At 42.8% G+C, this 16,805-nt stretch carries 9 protein-coding genes and 2 tRNA genes; 4 read left to right on the top strand and 7 right to left on the bottom strand.

Annotated elements, in window-relative coordinates:
• Nucleotides 1-32 precede the first annotated feature (32 nt).
• The gene (locus tag IPP77_02950) at nt 33-656 is read left to right on the top strand and encodes a histidine phosphatase family protein (GenBank protein ID MBL0308661.1); all 624 of its coding nucleotides are present in this window, start codon (nt 33-35) and stop codon (nt 654-656) included.
• A gap of 13 nt (nt 657-669) precedes the next feature.
• Here IPP77_02950 and IPP77_02945 read toward each other — a convergent pair whose 3' ends face one another.
• Nucleotides 670-1,713, bottom strand: a complete 1,044-nt coding sequence (locus IPP77_02945) for an NAD(P)H-dependent glycerol-3-phosphate dehydrogenase (protein ID MBL0308660.1) — start codon at nt 1,711-1,713, stop codon at nt 670-672.
• A 21-nt stretch (nt 1,714-1,734) separates the two neighbouring features.
• Nucleotides 1,735-3,426 carry a 1-acyl-sn-glycerol-3-phosphate acyltransferase gene (locus IPP77_02940; GenBank protein MBL0308659.1) on the bottom strand — a complete coding sequence of 564 codons (1,692 nt, stop codon included), beginning with the start codon at nt 3,424-3,426 and terminating at the stop codon, nt 1,735-1,737.
• A 228-nt stretch (nt 3,427-3,654) separates the two neighbouring features.
• Between IPP77_02940 and mutS the strand changes: the two genes are divergently transcribed.
• From mutS to IPP77_02925, 3 genes are all read left to right on the top strand, one after another.
• Nucleotides 3,655-6,288 carry a DNA mismatch repair protein MutS gene (mutS, locus tag IPP77_02935; protein ID MBL0308658.1) on the top strand — a complete coding sequence of 878 codons (2,634 nt, stop codon included), beginning with the start codon at nt 3,655-3,657 and terminating at the stop codon, nt 6,286-6,288.
• Between the two features lie 74 nt (nt 6,289-6,362).
• Nucleotides 6,363-6,435, top strand: a tRNA-Gly gene (locus IPP77_02930).
• Between the two features lie 43 nt (nt 6,436-6,478).
• A tRNA-Leu gene (locus tag IPP77_02925) sits at nt 6,479-6,564 on the top strand.
• Nucleotides 6,565-6,900: 336 nt separating this feature from the next.
• On the opposite strand, the gene IPP77_02920 is transcribed toward IPP77_02925, so the two are convergent.
• The 5 genes from IPP77_02920 to IPP77_02900 form a co-directional block, all read right to left on the bottom strand.
• On the bottom strand, nt 6,901-8,484 hold the full coding sequence (locus IPP77_02920) for a DUF1501 domain-containing protein (protein MBL0308657.1): 1,584 nt from the start codon (nt 8,482-8,484) through the stop codon (nt 6,901-6,903).
• A 24-nt stretch (nt 8,485-8,508) separates the two neighbouring features.
• A complete protein-coding gene (locus IPP77_02915) occupies nt 8,509-10,224 on the bottom strand; it encodes a DUF1800 domain-containing protein (GenBank protein ID MBL0308656.1) in 1,716 nt (571 codons plus the stop codon).
• A gap of 142 nt (nt 10,225-10,366) precedes the next feature.
• On the bottom strand, nt 10,367-12,808 hold the full coding sequence (locus IPP77_02910; protein MBL0308655.1) for a T9SS type A sorting domain-containing protein: 2,442 nt from the start codon (nt 12,806-12,808) through the stop codon (nt 10,367-10,369).
• Between the two features lie 120 nt (nt 12,809-12,928).
• Nucleotides 12,929-15,718 carry a T9SS type A sorting domain-containing protein gene (locus IPP77_02905; GenBank protein ID MBL0308654.1) on the bottom strand — a complete coding sequence of 930 codons (2,790 nt, stop codon included), beginning with the start codon at nt 15,716-15,718 and terminating at the stop codon, nt 12,929-12,931.
• 546 nt (nt 15,719-16,264) lie between these two features.
• The gene (locus IPP77_02900) at nt 16,265-16,753 is read right to left on the bottom strand and encodes a response regulator (GenBank protein ID MBL0308653.1); all 489 of its coding nucleotides are present in this window, start codon (nt 16,751-16,753) and stop codon (nt 16,265-16,267) included.
• Between the last annotated feature and the right edge of the window lie 52 nt (nt 16,754-16,805).

Raw genomic sequence — 16,805 nt, 5'->3', positions numbered from 1 at the left:
AAACTATATTTTTACCGCAAACGATAATTCGATTGATAGTACGTGAACTCTATATAGTCCGGCACGGACAAACCGACCACAATGCAAAGGGAATCATTCAGGGGAAAGGAGTGGATCTCCCATTGAATGAAACGGGCCAGAAACAAGCTAATGCCTTTTTTCAAGCATATCGTTCCGTGCCCTTTGATGCGCTCTATTCCTCCACCTTGCTTAGGGCGCAACAAACTATTGCCCCTTTCAAACAAAGCGATATACCGCATTTCATTAAGTCCGACTTAGATGAAATCAGTTGGGGAGACTTAGAGGGGAAAATCACTACCCTTGAATCGGACGAGAGATTCAAACAACTTATTGCGCGCTGGCGTGCCGGCGATTTGAACGCCAAACCTTCATCCACCGGAGAAAGCCCGTATGAATTGCAACAACGTCAACAAAGATTTCTTGAATATTTATTAACCACCTCACACAAAAAAATATTGATTGCCACCCATGGCCGTTTCATCCGCGCCTTCATGTGTACGCTTACTGGTCGTCCACTTTCAGAAATGGAGCAGTTTAATCACGCAAACCTATGTCTCTATAAGGTAAATCAACTTCAAAACGGTCGTTTTGAAATCGTAACACACTTTGAGACTGGGCATTTGGCCTCTTTATAATCTTGGAGATAGTTTAAAGGTCTAAATATTCTGCATCAATGGTAACCGGATATCGCATCAGGAAGTGAAGTGCCCGTTCCAATTCGAGACCTTCAAAAAGGATTTTGTTGAGGATTTGAAGCAATGGTGCGGATGCGCCTAAATGATCTACAATGAGTTTGCCGATTTTTAAAGTACGTACTCCTTCTGCCACCTCACCTAAATCGCGAAGAATATCTTCCAACTTCTCTCCCTTCGCTATTCGATAGCCTACTGAAAAGTTCCGGGATTTAGGAGAGGTGCAAGTTGCTATCAAATCGCCGATTCCTGCAATACCGAGAAATGCCTTTTTGTCAGCCCCTAAAGCCTTGCCGATATAAATCATTTCTGCCATGCCACGCGTAATCAACAAAGCGCGGGCATTTTCACCATAACCTAATCCGTGCAAAGCACCGGAAGCAATGGCCACATAATTCTTTAAAACTCCAGAAAGTTCTATTCCGAGTATGTCTCGATTTCCATAAACCTGAAACCGGTTACTCTTCAAGGCCAAAGTCCCTTCATAAATGACTTCGTTAAAACGACTGGCAATCACCGTCGCAGCCGGCTGCCCTTCCATGATTTCTCCAGCCAGATTAGGCCCAGCCATACATCCCACTCGCACAATCCCTGTCTCCTGTAAAATGAGGTCGCTCATGGATTGTATGTCTTTCAAGCGAATAGATTTTGCATTTGCTTTTTCAATATCAAACTCACAGTGTAACCCTTTCGTTGCATGTATCATGATATGGTCTGCGCGCAAATACGGAGAGAAATCAATAATCATATCTTTAAAGAATGCCGATGGTACAACCGGAAATAACAGAAAACAATTCTCTGCCACTTGCTGGAGCGAATCAGCGATGGCTACATTCTTATGCAGAGGAGTACCCTTGATTTTCCTTTCTGATTTAATCCGCTGGGCAGATTCAGGGTTGCGTTCATACAACAATACTCTTTGATTCTCTCCCAAAAGATTCGCAATGGCCGAACCAAAGCTACCAGCACCTACAACCCCAACTATTCTATCTAAATACATAACATCTCAAACCTGTCTAAATCAAACAAACTTCTCCAGCCCATAACCATCTAACCGATTGTGATAATAATAAAGTAGCTTCAGATCTTCTGAACTTATATTTCCGTCGGTTCTTTTTGTGATAGGTGAAACCGCATGGTAGAGATTGATATTTTTCATTCCATGCTCAATAATTTTATCTACGTTCCATCGCAACTCTGGTGAAATAAGTATTTTCCCCCGGTCATACATTTCTTTGAGGCGATCTTTCAACTGATTGATACAATTTGCCAACTGTTCATAAGGTAGCGAAATATCTTCTTCCGGAGTTCGTAATAGGCTAAACAAATCAGCATCTTTGAATTGCTTCTTTAATAACTCAAAAGTGGCAAAGCATACTAGATGCGAAGTCAGCACCACGTTGTAACGATAATAATTATCTACGATTCTTTCCCCCAGAATTTTAGTGTATTCCTCTTCGCGCTGCTGATCATCTTTCATCTCCCCGTTGGTCATGAAATAATTTCGAACGTTTATTTTATTACCTAGATGATTATAGCTGTTTCCTTCATCATCCACTTTATTTCCCACTACATCCATCACTTCACCAAAGGAAACCGACAGAGAAGAAGATGCATTTAGAAACTTAAAGATAAATCGAATCAACTTAAATGAAGTGGAATATTCATCATTCTCTCGATAGAAACGTTCCTTCCCAGTTTCTTTCAAATAATCACTAATCAAAGCCTGTGCTTCCAGCACGAAATGATAATTAATTATTACCGGCACCACAAAAATCTTCGGTGCCGTTTCATCGGGAAAATCCCGATAATGATTTTTTTGCGCTTCCACCGCTGTTCCGAGAAGTCCCAACTTTAACTTCTTTTCCAACGATCCAGAACGCGAGCGAGTTCCACCGGGGAAAAAAATACTGTGCGCTCCACGCCGGATAGCCACACTGGAATAATTTTTTAGGGTTTCCAGATAAACAGAATTTTTCTTCCTGCGATCCAATTTATAAGCGCCTAAGCGGTTCATAAAAAAGGAAAGTAGGCCGATACTAAACAAATTCAACCCGGCACCGTAAGTGAATGCAGGCAAACCCAATTCACTTAAAATCCAGCCCACCATAATAGAATCCATGTTACTAAAGTGCGTCGGAACAACGACCAACGTTCCTTTAGTAGCCAAATGACGAATTTTTTCTACATCGCCAGTAATCGGAATTTTCTCATGAATCGTTTTAGCATTCCTAGAAAAGGCCTTTAACCAAGGTCCTGGTGCAGCAGAAAAAATTCGACCCCAAAACTGAGGAAGAAACACCCGGGCAAAACCAAAAGCACGAGAGTCAAAATTTCCTACAATTTCATTCAAATACCGGTCTATAATTTCATTTAAAATAGTTTCCTCGGTAATTATTGATTCACTATTCAACTGATCTAATCGCACCAACTTGCTCTTGATGCTGTTCCAAAACATGCGTTCGTCAGGTGGGTCGGCTTTCCATGGTTTTTCAGTCAGACGGATACGTTCCTGATAAAGCACTCGTGCCAATTCTTCATGAAGTGCTCGGCTAGAAGGGAATTTTGCTTTTACCCTTTGTAAGACTATGGCCTTTACATCGGCCAAAAATGCTTCCCTATCATGAGTCAGCCGGTAGATTGGCCATTGCTTAATATCACTGACGACGTAAGGCAATGGATAATCCTGTGGCTTATATAATCGTCCGCTCATCTAAAATTTTTAATCGCATTAAAAGTAGAAATTCCGAGTACAGTCCGAGGCAAAGAAAAGATTTATGGAGATTGAAAACAGTATCCTTAACAAATTCATAACGTCAACAGATATTAATTCTCTAAAATCCATTGGTGTTAAGAAAACAATTTGCAAGTATCATTTGGTAAGACGTAATTCGTCCTTTAATTCATTATCTAATACCCACTAATTGACTTCCGAACCAGTATGATAAAAAGTATGACAGGCGAAACAGAAACTCCGTTAATGAAGCAATACAATAGCTTCAAGGCGAAGTATCCTGATGCCATATTGTTATTCCGGGTGGGAGACTTCTACGAAACCTTTGGAGAAGATGCCAAACGAGCGGCGAGTGTACTTGGAATTACGCTTACAAAACGAAGCAACGGGAAGGCCAGTGAGGTGGAGTTAGCAGGCTTCCCTCATCATGCTTTAGATACTTATCTCCCTAAATTGGTACGTGCCGGATTACGCGTGGCAGTCTGTGACCAAATAGAAGACCCGAAACTTGCAAAAGGTATTGTAAAACGCGGTGTGACAGAAATGGTTACTCCCGGAGTAGCGCTGACCGACAATATTCTACAGACACATTCTAATAATTTTCTGGCATCTGTATTTTTTGAAAGTGGACAGTCAGGTCGTGACCAATTTGGCGTTGCGTTTATAGATATATCTACAGGTGAATTTTTACTCGCCGAAGGAAATTTAGCTTATGTAGATAAGATGATTCAAAGCCTTTCTCCTTCAGAAATAGTCTATCCAAAATCAAGACAAAAAGAGTTCTTGCAGCACTTTGGCACCAAGTATTACGCCTATCGCCTTGATGATTGGATATATAGCTATGATAATTCACTCGACATTTTATTAAAACTGTTTGATACCAATTCTTTAAAAGGTTTTGGAATAGAAGATGAACGATTCTCGGTCGTTGCAGCAGGGGCTGCTATTCAGTACCTGAAGGATACTGAACATCACAATTTGTCCCACATCACCAAACTAACGAAGCTAACCGACAAGCACTCTGTTTGGTTGGATCGCTTCACGATTAGAAATCTTGAATTGATCTATTCGCCTCATCCCGGAGGCAAAACGCTATTGGATGTTTTGGACCAAACCTCCTCTCCTATGGGTGCCCGAATGATGAAACGTTGGCTGGTCATGCCCTTGTTGGATAAGCAACAGATAAATGAACGCCTAGATTCAGTGGAATGGCTCATTCGGAATAATTCTCAGGCGGAAGAACTTAGGAAATTGATCCGCAGCATTGGCGATTTAGAAAGATTGATATCTAAAGTGTCCTTAGAGAAGGTGAACCCTAGAGAGATGGTTCAAATGAGAAGAGCTCTTCAAGCCATTGTACCTATTCGGAAACTACTGACTGGTTCCGGTAACCAAAATCTGAATAGGATAGGTGAACAATTAAATCCGGTGGCTGATTTAGCATCCAAAATTGAAAAAGTGCTTACTGAGGAAGCCGGACCAGTTATTGCCAAAGGAAATTACATTAACTGTAGAGTGGATGAAGAATTGGACCGGTTACGCACAATTAAAAACTCAGGGAAGGATTATATCGCCGGAATACAGCAAAAGGAAGTGGTTCGGACCGGAATTAGTTCCTTGAAGATTGGGTTCAACAATGTATTCGGTTATTATCTGGAGGTGACAAATACACACAAAAATAAAGTACCGACAGATTGGATTCGAAAGCAGACTCTTTCGAATGCCGAAAGGTATATCACTGAGGAATTGAAAGAATATGAGGAGAAGGTTTTAGGTGCTGAAGATAAGATTCTAGTGATAGAAGAAAAACTCTTCCAGGAACTCATTCGCTTTGCCAAAGACTATGTTGTGGCCATTCAATTGAACGCAAATTTTTTAGCCAACGTTGATTGTTTGCTCTCCTTTGCTGAAACCGCTGCACGAAATAATTACACCCGGCCGGAAATCAATGATTCATTTGCGATAGAAATAAAAGAAGGAAGGCATCCGGTAGTTGAACAGGAACTAGCCACTGGCGATTTATACGTCCCAAATGACTTATTGCTGGATAGTGAATTACAGCAAATTTTGGTCATCACTGGCCCGAATATGAGCGGCAAATCTGCCTTGCTTCGTCAAACAGCACTCATTGTTCTAATGGCGCAGATGGGAAGTTATGTGTCTGCCGCATCTGCAAAAATAGGATGGGTTGATAAAATATTTACTCGTGTAGGTGCCAGCGATAATTTAAGCGCCGGGGAATCAACATTTATGGTGGAAATGAATGAGACTGCCAGCATTATGAACAATTTATCGCCCAGAAGCCTTATTCTACTTGACGAAATCGGGCGAGGAACTTCAACTTATGATGGAATTTCAATCGCTTGGAGTCTGGCAGAGTATTTACATCATCATTCCGGAGTAAACCCTCGCACACTTTTTGCCACACATTACCATGAGTTGAATGAATTAGCCGAAAGATACCCACGCATTAAAAACTTTCATGTATCCGTTAAAGAAACTACTAACACGGTTATCTTCTTACGCAAGCTGGTAGAGGGAGGCACAGAGCATAGCTTTGGCATTCATGTAGCGAAGATGGCCGGTATGCCAAAGGCAATACTCGACCGTGCCAATGAAATGCTTCACGAATTGGAAGGTCAGCGGCAAAAACAGGGTGATTTAAAACAGGCTGTGAAAAAAATCTCTCCACTGAATTATCAACTTAGTTTCTTTGATGTCAATGATTCAAAAATGAAACAACTAGCAGAAGAATTAGAACATATAGAAGTGACCACTTTGACACCAGTAGAAGCACTGATGAAACTTCATGAATTAAAGAAGTTGCTATATAACGGATAATCCTTGTGGAATTTCAGGAGCTTTATATATTTGCGCTCCGCTCATCGGAAACGTTCTTAAGAAAGTTAGAATATGCGGGAGTAGCTCAGTTGGTAGAGCGCCACCTTGCCAAGGTGGAGGTAGCGAGTTCGAGCCTCGTCTCCCGCTCTTCAAATTTAAGGGCGATTTATCGCCCTTATTTGTTTGTGATACCGTGGTGGTGGAACTGGTAGACACGCAGGACTTAAAATCCTGTTCGCCTAAAAGCGAGTGCGGGTTCGATTCCCGCCCGCGGTACATACTGGTAAAGTGGTTCAGGGATTTAGTCGAAGTCTTTTTTAATCAGGCAATTCTGTACAATTCCCTGACATAGTAATTATATATTTTTTGCAACTATTAAGTATTTAAGCAATTAGTCGGAAATTTCTACTTTTTGGCTATCCAATCTTTAGGGAGTAGGTCACTACACCTCAGAACGTACTGATATCAATCTCGTATCAGTTTATTTTAAGGCGTTTTGCTCCCATTTTTCAACAATTAAGTTGCGATGAGAGTGCTCTTTATCCAACTATGCGATCAATTTCTCAAAAAAATAATGATAAAGGGAAAAACGAACGCTCAATTCACCAAAGCTCACATTACTAACATTCTCCTAGTGACCCTTTGTTCGCCCTGACGAAGAGTATATAGGTATATGCCTTTTTGAAGATGACGGGTATCAAGCTCTACCTGATGGGTTCCAGAAGGATAGTTTCCATTGGTTACAGTTTGTATCTCGCGGCCAGTTTCGTCAAAGAGGGTAATCAATATATTTCCTCCATTGGTATGAAACTCTATGATGGTAGATGAATTGGCAGGATTGGGGTAGTTGCGCAAGGAAGAACTTTCCTCTGCCGGAGAACGAATGCCGGTTTCCGAACAGCTAACGGTTAGGAGATCGAGTGTATTAAATGTCTGAAGCATAGTATTATTCAATGCATCATCAGGCACACAGAACCAGTTTTTAAGTATTGATGTATAGACGGAACGAAAATCATGTTGCATTTCAAGATTATCATTCACGCCTGCATTATTAGGAATATCTGGATTGGAACCAAGCAACCCACCTTTTACCTTACTTCCAAACAGAAACATTGGTGCGGACGAACCGTGGTCAGTACCCGCGGCTCCATTTGATTTGATTCTTCTTCCAAATTCAGAGAAGGTCATGCCGATAACACGGTCTTGCTGCCCCATCAAAGTAATATCATCCTGAAATGCGGTAATCGCCTCCGACACTTTTGCTAACAGGTTGGCATGTGAACCAGTTTGATTACCGCCCGTTACATCCACCTGTGCACTATGGGTGTCGAAGCTGCCCAGATTAACCATATAGACTTTTGTCTGTAACCCACCACCGATAAGTTGTGCTACAATCTTCAGTTGGTCTGCAAGCGAATTACTTCGTGCGGCAGGATATAAAGTAGAGAGATTATTTTGATTGCCAGCCGCCGCCTTTATGGAAGTAGCGTATAGATTGGTTTGAACCGACGTTTCGCGAATGAAGGTTAATTCATGGCCTGCAGGGGTGTTGGGTGCGGGGTCATGAGTACCATTTACCAACTGATAGAAATTATTTGGGTCGGCGATGGCAATTCCCATATTCACCGAAGGCCCCTGGAAAGCTGTAGAAACCACCGAACCAATTTGCAAAGCTAAGGGGTCTGGATACTGCGTATTAGGATAACCAGTTGGGTAGCCGGGGTATTCTTCTCCTAAAAAGCGACCTGTCCACCCGGTCATTAAGTCCTGGGCCGAGTCAGAAGCGGTGAGCCAAATATCGGTAGCACGAAAGTGAGAGAAATTGGGATTGGGATAACTTACCCCCTGCACCACCGCCAGTTGTTGATTGTTGAACAAATTCCTCATACCGGTCATAGAAGGATGTAAACCAGTGACTGAACTTCCGTTTAATCCTAACACTAAATTGGAGGGAATCATAATATTGCTTCGTGCGGTAGAAAGTTCGGAATATTTATCTAAAGGAATTACAGTATTCAGTCCGTCGTTTCCTCCGGTGAGTTGAATAATAACGAGTACCCTGTCGTTGGCAGTGGCAGCACCTAACAATTGTTCAAAAATACTACCCTTTCCAAAAGCCTTAATTGAAAAGCCGTTGACGAGAAAAGGTACTGTGGCAATGGGCAGCGATCGTTTGAGGAAGGTTCTCCGTTTCATATCTTTCTTTTTTCGTTCAATGAATTAAATAAGTTGATACTCTGCCAGGTTCATCAAGTAGGTGTACATGGAGCGCAGGCGAGTTTCCACAATCGTCTTGTTCGTCTGATTACTCGTATCGGCTTTATAAAGATTCCAAGCATCCGTCCAATAATGATCGGCGGTTTGATTAGATAATAGAATACTCTTTAGAAAGTCGGATTGAGTAGTTCCTAAGTCGCTTGGGCTTAGCAATCCTGCACTATCTGCGATTAATGTATTCGGGTTACTGGGGTCAGACGTTTGATCTGCAAAGGCGATGAAATCAATTTTCAATATCACCTGACCCGATTTGAAACCAGTTAATGATCCTAACAAATCGCTCACCTGGTTTCTATACGGCAATGTGTTGCTATTAATCCACAATTCATGAAAAGCCGGCTCTTGATAATACGCAGGCCAGCCGGCAACATTGGGAGGATCGCCCAAATCCATTGTCAATATATTAAGAGAAGTGGCCAAAATACCCCACCCCTTGTATTGATTACCCAGATTACTCGAATCAGGAAAGGCAATATTATATTGACGTGCTATTCCGGCCAAGTGATCTACCGGATTCTTGATATGGCAACCAATATTAAGAGGATCGAAAAAATGCTCGCTTTCGAGCAAAGCCCTCAAAGCCGGAAGAATATCATAATTATTGGTGCGAATAATATCTGCCATCGGAGTAATGATGTCGCTTTCGACCTGCTGGTCAATAACATAATAAACAAAGAAACGGTACAACTTACGGCTGATGAACTTGGCCGTCTCTGTACTCAGAAACAACATATCAATCAATTGATCTGATTCATTGGCACCGTTGGTCCCTGCCTGGCCAACAATTACAGTATTATTATAAAACGAAGAAAATTGCTTGTCTGTGGTATCGTGTTTAGTAGAATCAAAATAAGATGTCACAGTGTTTCGGTCAATCTTCCAACCGGTTAGCGCTTTAGCTGCTGCCTTTACATCATCTTCGGTATAGTGCGAATCGGGACCTTTCCCTATGGTAAACAACTCTTGTAACTCCCGTCCATAATTCTCGTTTGGACTGTTTTTTGTATTGGTATCACCATTGAGATACGCTAACATACCAGGGTCCGTAGTGACAAGTTTTGTGAGGGTTTTAAAGTTGCCGAGGGCATTGGCCCTAAGAAGCGCATGATGTTTATAGGCAAACCGCGAATCACTAATTACCACTGTTTCTGTAGCAAAATGATTATGCCAAAAAAGATTCATCTTCTCTGTGATGTTGCGATCCTGATTCAAAATCAAACCCGCCCACCATTGTTTTAAGCTGTTTCTTCTTCTTCCGTTCGCATTGACAGAGTTGGCGTTGTTAGAAGCATTTACCCATGTTTGTCCGAAGGGAATATCAGCATCTGTAAAATTAGCATCGTTGTACGCATTCAAAGGCGGTTGTGGTGTGGCAGAAGCAGTCAGTATTGCCGTCAGCACTTGCGAAAGAGCCATCCCATTGAAATGATCCATGTCTGCTTTTGCTACTCCAAATAAAGTTCGCCGAAGCAGATGGGATAATTCTGCTTTACCAAATGTTCCGGAATAAGGATTCAATCCGGATGTAGCGCGGCTGCCAAAGTGCGGAGTGTCCTTATTATAAAACTCATTGGGAACAATGTTTTTACTCTTTACATCTTCGTCAAGTGTAGCCCCTGACACCCTACTGAGGAATTCGGAGCGGATAATCTGTTTCATATAAACCCGGTTTTAGAAAAGCATTAATAAATAGGAAGACTGAAAAAAAACTGAAAGGTTTAATTCAAGTTTCATGCTTCTAAAATAAAGAAAGCGCCCTTAGGCGCTTTCTTTTATAACAAAATAGTTTCTCACTTATTACCTATTCAATCACTAACTTTTGAATTACTCTCTCGGAAGATGTCTGAACCTGTAGGAAATAAATTCCCTTCGAGCAATTTGAAACATCAATAGGAACCGCAACCCCATTCTGGAAAAGAGCCGTCCTATGATATACTTGTTCCCCGATGACATTAAACAATGATATATCTACCGATTTACTGCCTTCACCCGAATACCGGATATTAAACTTACCCGATAATGGATTGGGAAATACTTCTATCCTTTGCAATGTCAAGAATTCGCGGATGCCCGTTATCACCAAACCAGAAGAAGTAGCCTTACATCCATTCACATCTGTAATCTGTACGGAATAGGTTCCCGGTCCTTGGGCGATATAGACGGCTGAAGTGGCTCCGCTTATTGCTCCTCCATCTTTAAACCATTGATAACTCACCGCTCCAAATGTTGAAAGCGTATCTCCTTGTTTTACAATGGAAACAGTTGGAACCGGCAATACTGAAATACTCAAAGTGTTTGACCGAACAGAACATCCATTTGTAGCCGTAACATCTACCCACAAACCTCCTGCAAACTTTGCCGCTCCACATTCAGTGGTTTCTCCGTTTTGATTCCAGAGATAGGACGCAAAGCCGCTTGGTGCACAAACCTCCACCGAATCGCTGGCACAAATGGTGGTGCTAGATGCTGTAAGTACGGGAGCAATTGGAGTTTCATCCACCACTACATGAACGATCTCTGTAGCACTGCAATTACCCACACTAACTGTCAATTGATAATCACCGCTATCAGGAACCGTTATATTGGGTCGGGTGGTGCTTTGAAGATTAACGCTGAATCCGTTAGGTCCAATCCAGGCATAACTAGCACCGGTTGAGCTGTCTGCATTCAATTCTAAGGTTGCACCAGTACAAAGAGGACTATTGGAAGAAACATTATTCAAAGAAGGCCCTTGTTCAATACTAATAGAAACCATCGCTGGAGAACTTTCGCAAGAACCAATAGATGCGATGACTGTATATGTTCCCGAGTCGCTGGTAGTGACATTGTCTTTGGTTGGATTTTGTTGATTACTGAAGTTATTGGGTCCTGTCCACTCATAACTTGTGCCATTGGTTGAATTGGCAAATAAATTCAAAGTATCACCCGTACAGAGCGGGCCATTTGATGAAACGACAGGGGTCACAACAACCGCAGGGTCGGCAATAACTATGTTAGTTCCATTGGCAGTGCAATTTCCATCGCTCACAGCAATGGTATAAGTACCCGGATTTAGTCCTGTAAAGACTCCCGTTGAATTGTTAATCGGTGTACCAGAATTGATAGTATAAGAAAGAGAAGCCCCTCCGGTAGCAGTTATAGTAATTGTTCCATCGTTGGTACCATGACAACTTGGTTGGGTAGATGATTGATTGCTAATCGTTACCGGACATGCCGCCCCACAACTTTCTGTATATATTCTTCCATCAGCGCCGTTGCCGCCTTTTCCACCACGAGATCCATTTCCGGCAGGTCCTGTTCCTCCGGCAATGTTTGAGTTTGTGCCGAGTACAAAACCTGTTAGTGTCAAATACTGTATGCTAATAGTTCCACCGCTTCCACCTCCACCACTTCCGCCGTAACCGCCACTGAGATTATACCCCTGTGCTCCATTCCCACCTTGAACTGATAGAAGACCTCCTGCTCCAAAAACAACGGTATTGCCCGTAACTTGAATAGCGCCGCCGCCGCCACCGGCTCCACCGCCACCTTGTTTTGTAATACTTCCCCTTCCACCTCCACCGCCACCACCAGAGCCCCCAAGAAGATTAGTGGTGATGCTGCTCTGAGTCATAGTCGTGGTTAGGAGTGCATCTCCATACAAAGAACCACCGGCTCCCCCGGCTCCACCATCACTTGCTGTGCCATTTGATCCGACAGTTTGATATCCTCCTCCACCGCCTCCGCCGCCTGCAAAGGGGTTCGAATTAGGTGCTCCTATTCCTCCAGCCCCTCCTCCGTTGGATGTGCCAAAACTTGTTCCAGAATTACCATTGGGAGTTCCGCTAGCCTTTCCCCCTGCGCCTCCGTCTCCACCCCAGCCATTAGCGCCTGCTCCGCCTATTCCTCCAGTTGCACCACCTGGAGCTGCACTTCCATTTCCTCCTTCAAAACGAATGATCCCGTTGATGGTGGCGGTGCCTGTGCAGCGAATAATCAGCGGTCCGGTTCCACCGCTTATTGTAATTGTTACGCCCGCATTGATGGTAAAGTTCACGAAATTATATATGCCTGCCGGAATGGTTCCATTGGCAGAAATAGTTCCATCATTGCCACTGTAACTAATTAAAGGAGCCGTAGGATTTGCCCCTACACTTCCGGTTCCATAATCACATGCGCCCTTAGCATTAATGGAAAAAAGCAAGAAGAGGGAACCGATAAAGAATGAACAGACTTTGGAAGATAGAAAGTAACGATATGCCATAGTTAATAATTTGGTTTTTATAAAAACAGGTATAAGGTCGTGAAGGTAAAAAAAATAACAGGCAAAAAAAGAGCGCCTTGATGGGCGCTCTTTACTTTAAATCCTTTCGGCCTGATTTATTTATTCAATCACTAACTTCTGAATCGCTTTCTCGGAAGATGTCTGAACCTGTAGGAAGTAAATTCCCTTCGAGCAATTTGAAACATCGATAGGCACCGCAACCCCATTCTGGAAAAGAGCCGCCCTATGATATACTTGTTCCCCGATGACATTAAACAAGGAAACCTCCACCGATTTACTGCCTTCACCTGAATACCGGATATTAAACTTGCGCGATGATGGATTGGGAAATACTTCTATCCCTTGCAATGTCGAGAATTCCAGAATGCCCGTTATCACCAAACCAGAAGAAGTAGCCTTACATCCATTTACATCTGTAATCTGTACAGAATAGGTTCCCGAACCGTTAGCGATATATACCGCCGAAGTGGCTCCGTTTATTGCTCCTCCATCTTTAAACCATTGGTAACTTACCGCTCCAAATGTCGAAAGCGTATCTCCTTGTTTTACAATAGAAACAGTTGGAACTGGCAATACCGAAATACTCAAAGTGTTTGACCGAACAGAACATCCATTTGTAGCCGTTACATCTACCCATAAACCTCCTGCAAATTTTGCAGCTCCACATTCAGTGGTTTCTCCGTTTTGATTCCAGAGATAGGATGCAAAGCCGCTTGGTGCACAAACCTCCACTGAATCACTGGCACAAATGGTGGTGCTAGATGCTGTAAGTACGGGAGCAATTGGAGTTTCATCCACCACTACATGAACGATCTCCGTCGAACTGCAATTACCCACACTGACCGTCAATTCATAATCACCGCTATCAGGAACCGTTATATTGGGTCGGGTGGTGCTTTGAAGATTAACGCTGAATCCATTCGGACCCGTCCAAGAATAACTGGCTCCAGATAGATTATCTGCATCCAAAGTTAGAGTTGCACCCGAACAAAGAGGGCTGTTAGATGAAGGACTTACCAATACCGGTGAAGGTTCAATCACCACAGTGATAGTGGCCGGAGTGCTGGAACAAGAACCAATAGTAGCAATAACCGTATATAAGCCATCATCAGCAGAGCTAACATTCGCCACATTTGGATTCTGCTCATTAGTAAATGTGTTTGGACCCGTCCAATCGAACGTTGCGCCCACTATATTTGCCGCCATCAGGTGTAAACTGTCCCCTTCGCATACCGGACTGTTGGAGGAAGCAATAGGTGTACTTGGTGGCGGGGCTATTATAACATCTGTTGTATCTGCCAAACTGCTGCAAGTACCAATCATAGCCACCACCGAATAGGTTCCTGCATCTGCAACGTCAGTACCTAATACACTTGGATTTTGCTGGTTATTAAAATTATTCGGGCCGGTCCAATTATAGATGGCACCCGAAACTGTACTCGCCGTAAGATTCAAAGTAGCTCCTTCGCACAGCGGACTGTTTGAAGATGCAATAGGTGATGCAGGTGTTGGATTGACAACAACCGTCGTCGTAGCTGGTGAACTTTTGCAGTTGTTGAACACCGCTACCACACTATAAATTCCCGAATCAGCAAGTGCAATATTTGTCTTACTCGGATTTTGCTGGTTGGTATAATTATTTGGCCCGGTCCAGTCATAAGTAGAACCGGAGATAGTGGTGGACGAAAGGTTCAACGTAGCCCCTTCGCAAAGCGGGCTGTTAGAAGAAGCCGTCGGTGTGGCCGGAATGGTCGTAACCGCTACATTTGTTGAGGCACTGTTGCTACTGCAAGTTCCTATAGTTGCAATTACCGAATAACTACCGGCATCAGCCGGGGCCACATTCAATTTAGTAGGGTCTTTTATGTTGAAATTATTTCCGTTTGGCCCTGTCCAAGCATAGGTAGCGCCTAAAACAACACTGGCCAGAAGTTTCATAGTATCTCCTTGACACAAAGGACTATTTGAAGATGCCGTAGGGGCGGTGATAGCCAGAGGATTGGTTAAAACAATATTTGTACCGGTGGTTGAACAAGTTCCATCAGAAACCGAAACCAAGTAAGTACCTGCCGGCAGCCCACTGAACAAGCCTGTTGAGTTAACAATCGGAGAACCCGAATTAATAGTATAGGTTAAGGTAGAGCCTCCAGAAGCAGTAATAGTAACCGTGCCATTGTTTGAATTATGACAAGTTGGTTGTGTAAATGACTGATTGTTAATAACTACCGGACATGAAACAGAGGGCACACTCAATTCAATATTGTCTATATCGAACGGTGGATCCGAACCAGCATTATCCCCGTTATTAATCCACCTGAAGGCTATCCGGAAATTAGAAATATTCTCATATTGAGCCGGGATAGTAATTGTAGCGTTCTGGCAAGAACTGGCACTTTGATACTTCGTAGCCAAGTCCGTCCAGTTAGCACCTCCATCATTGCTCAAACGCAGCAATCCGTAGTCATTATTTGCTTGCCCATTACATTTCCACGAAAACTTAAGCGTAATACTCGTCCGTCCCACTGTTGAAATATCGGGAGAAGAAGAATATTTATCTGTTGCTGCGGTCCCCGCATTATAAATGGAAGCACCCGGCCCACCCAAAATACCACAAAGACCACCACCACAAGAAATATGCAGGCGACTGCCACCTCCGCAGGTGCTGCCACCATTAATATACCATTGGTTTCCGCCAGAAGCATTGACATTAAGTGCCCAACCTGCGGCAGCATTGTTATTATTGACTCCACCCGCAGGCGCATCAAAATTATCGCTCCAGAAAACAGTTTGCGCATTCAACCCTATGGCAAAAAAGGTCGTTAGAAATATCCCTGTAAGTTTCAAAAATCGGAGGGAATTCATCTTTTTCAAGTACAACTTTGAAATCATAAGTTCATTTTTTTTATTAAAGACTTTGAGAGTGTGAAGATAAAAGAAAAAAGAAAACGTATCGCGCCTCTCCTTCGGTCGTTCAGATTACAAAGGTAACGAAAACATTTCCTAACATACAATTTCACTAAACTCCTCTTCCATCTGCGTCTTGATATAAACCATGAAACGCATAGTCCGCCTAACCGTGGCAGGACGTATAAAAACGATAAGCGATCAGATAGTGAGCAAAAACAAAAAAAGCGCCTTGCTGCTCATAACAGGGGCACCTTTATGCGTAAAACAAAAGATCAGATTAAGTTAGAGGCTGTTTGGATTTGAACAGCCGAATTTGTTATGAATCTGATATGTCGCACGGAGGCACGGAGAACACAGAGGTATTTTCTCCGTGATGCTCCGTGACTCCGTGCGATACACTTTTTTTATACAGAAATCCAAACAGCCTCTAAGAGGTCCTTGCGAATTTTATGCGTATGACCAATAGATATGAGCCGATAGCGGCTCTATTCTTATGAAGATATTTTTATTGCCGAATCTGCCAATTGCTTAAACCGCAATATCGAGATGGTCATAATAGGCGTGTTCGATAAAGTAGATGGATAACTTATTTCTGATTTCGATAGATTTTTTGACCGATACAAAGAAGTCAACCAGCTTTTTGAAATCTGCCGGTTTCTGCAAATAGCCATCTGCCCCCAGGCGGTAGCAGTCAATCATATCCTTTTTATAATCAGAATTGGTCACCACGATAACTGGCGTGGTCTCTAATTCTGAATCAGATTTTATCTTCTCAAGTACATCTTTTCCCGAAAGCTTTGGGAGATTGAGATCCAATAGGACTAAGTCAAAATGAAGATGATTATACTTCATTTCATCCAGCTTTTCCATCGCCTCTTCGCCATCATAAGCGTAATCAAATACAAGCATCTTTGCCAATTCAGCCTCTTTCACGGCCTCCTGAATCAAACGAACTTCAGCGGGATTATCTTCCACTAAAAACACTCTGTACGGCTCTGCACGATTTATACTCAACATTTCATTCTATTTTATAAAACAAAAATAGACCGAAACATACCTCCAGTAAACC

The organism is Bacteroidota bacterium, assembly GCA_016722375.1.
Lineage (GTDB): Bacteria > Bacteroidota > Bacteroidia > Chitinophagales > LD1 > Bog-950.
Note: the sequence above shows the minus strand (reverse complement) of the source record. Positions and strands in the feature narration are given on the sequence as shown.

Bases quoted from the DNA above. Each gene is read 5' to 3' on its own strand.
- IPP77_02945 (MBL0308660.1), bottom strand. From the start codon at position 1,713: ATGTATTTAGATAGAATAGTTGGGGTTGTAGGTGCTGGTAGCTTTGGT.
- IPP77_02940 (MBL0308659.1), bottom strand. From the start codon at position 3,426: ATGAGCGGACGATTATATAAGCCACAGGATTATCCATTGCCTTACGTC.
- mutS (MBL0308658.1), top strand. From the start codon at position 3,655: ATGATAAAAAGTATGACAGGCGAAACAGAAACTCCGTTAATGAAGCAA.
- IPP77_02920 (MBL0308657.1), bottom strand. From the start codon at position 8,484: ATGAAACGGAGAACCTTCCTCAAACGATCGCTGCCCATTGCCACAGTA.
- IPP77_02915 (MBL0308656.1), bottom strand. From the start codon at position 10,224: ATGAAACAGATTATCCGCTCCGAATTCCTCAGTAGGGTGTCAGGGGCT.
- IPP77_02910 (MBL0308655.1), bottom strand. From the start codon at position 12,808: ATGGCATATCGTTACTTTCTATCTTCCAAAGTCTGTTCATTCTTTATC.
- IPP77_02905 (MBL0308654.1), bottom strand. From the start codon at position 15,718: ATGATTTCAAAGTTGTACTTGAAAAAGATGAATTCCCTCCGATTTTTG.
- IPP77_02900 (MBL0308653.1), bottom strand. From the start codon at position 16,753: ATGTTGAGTATAAATCGTGCAGAGCCGTACAGAGTGTTTTTAGTGGAA.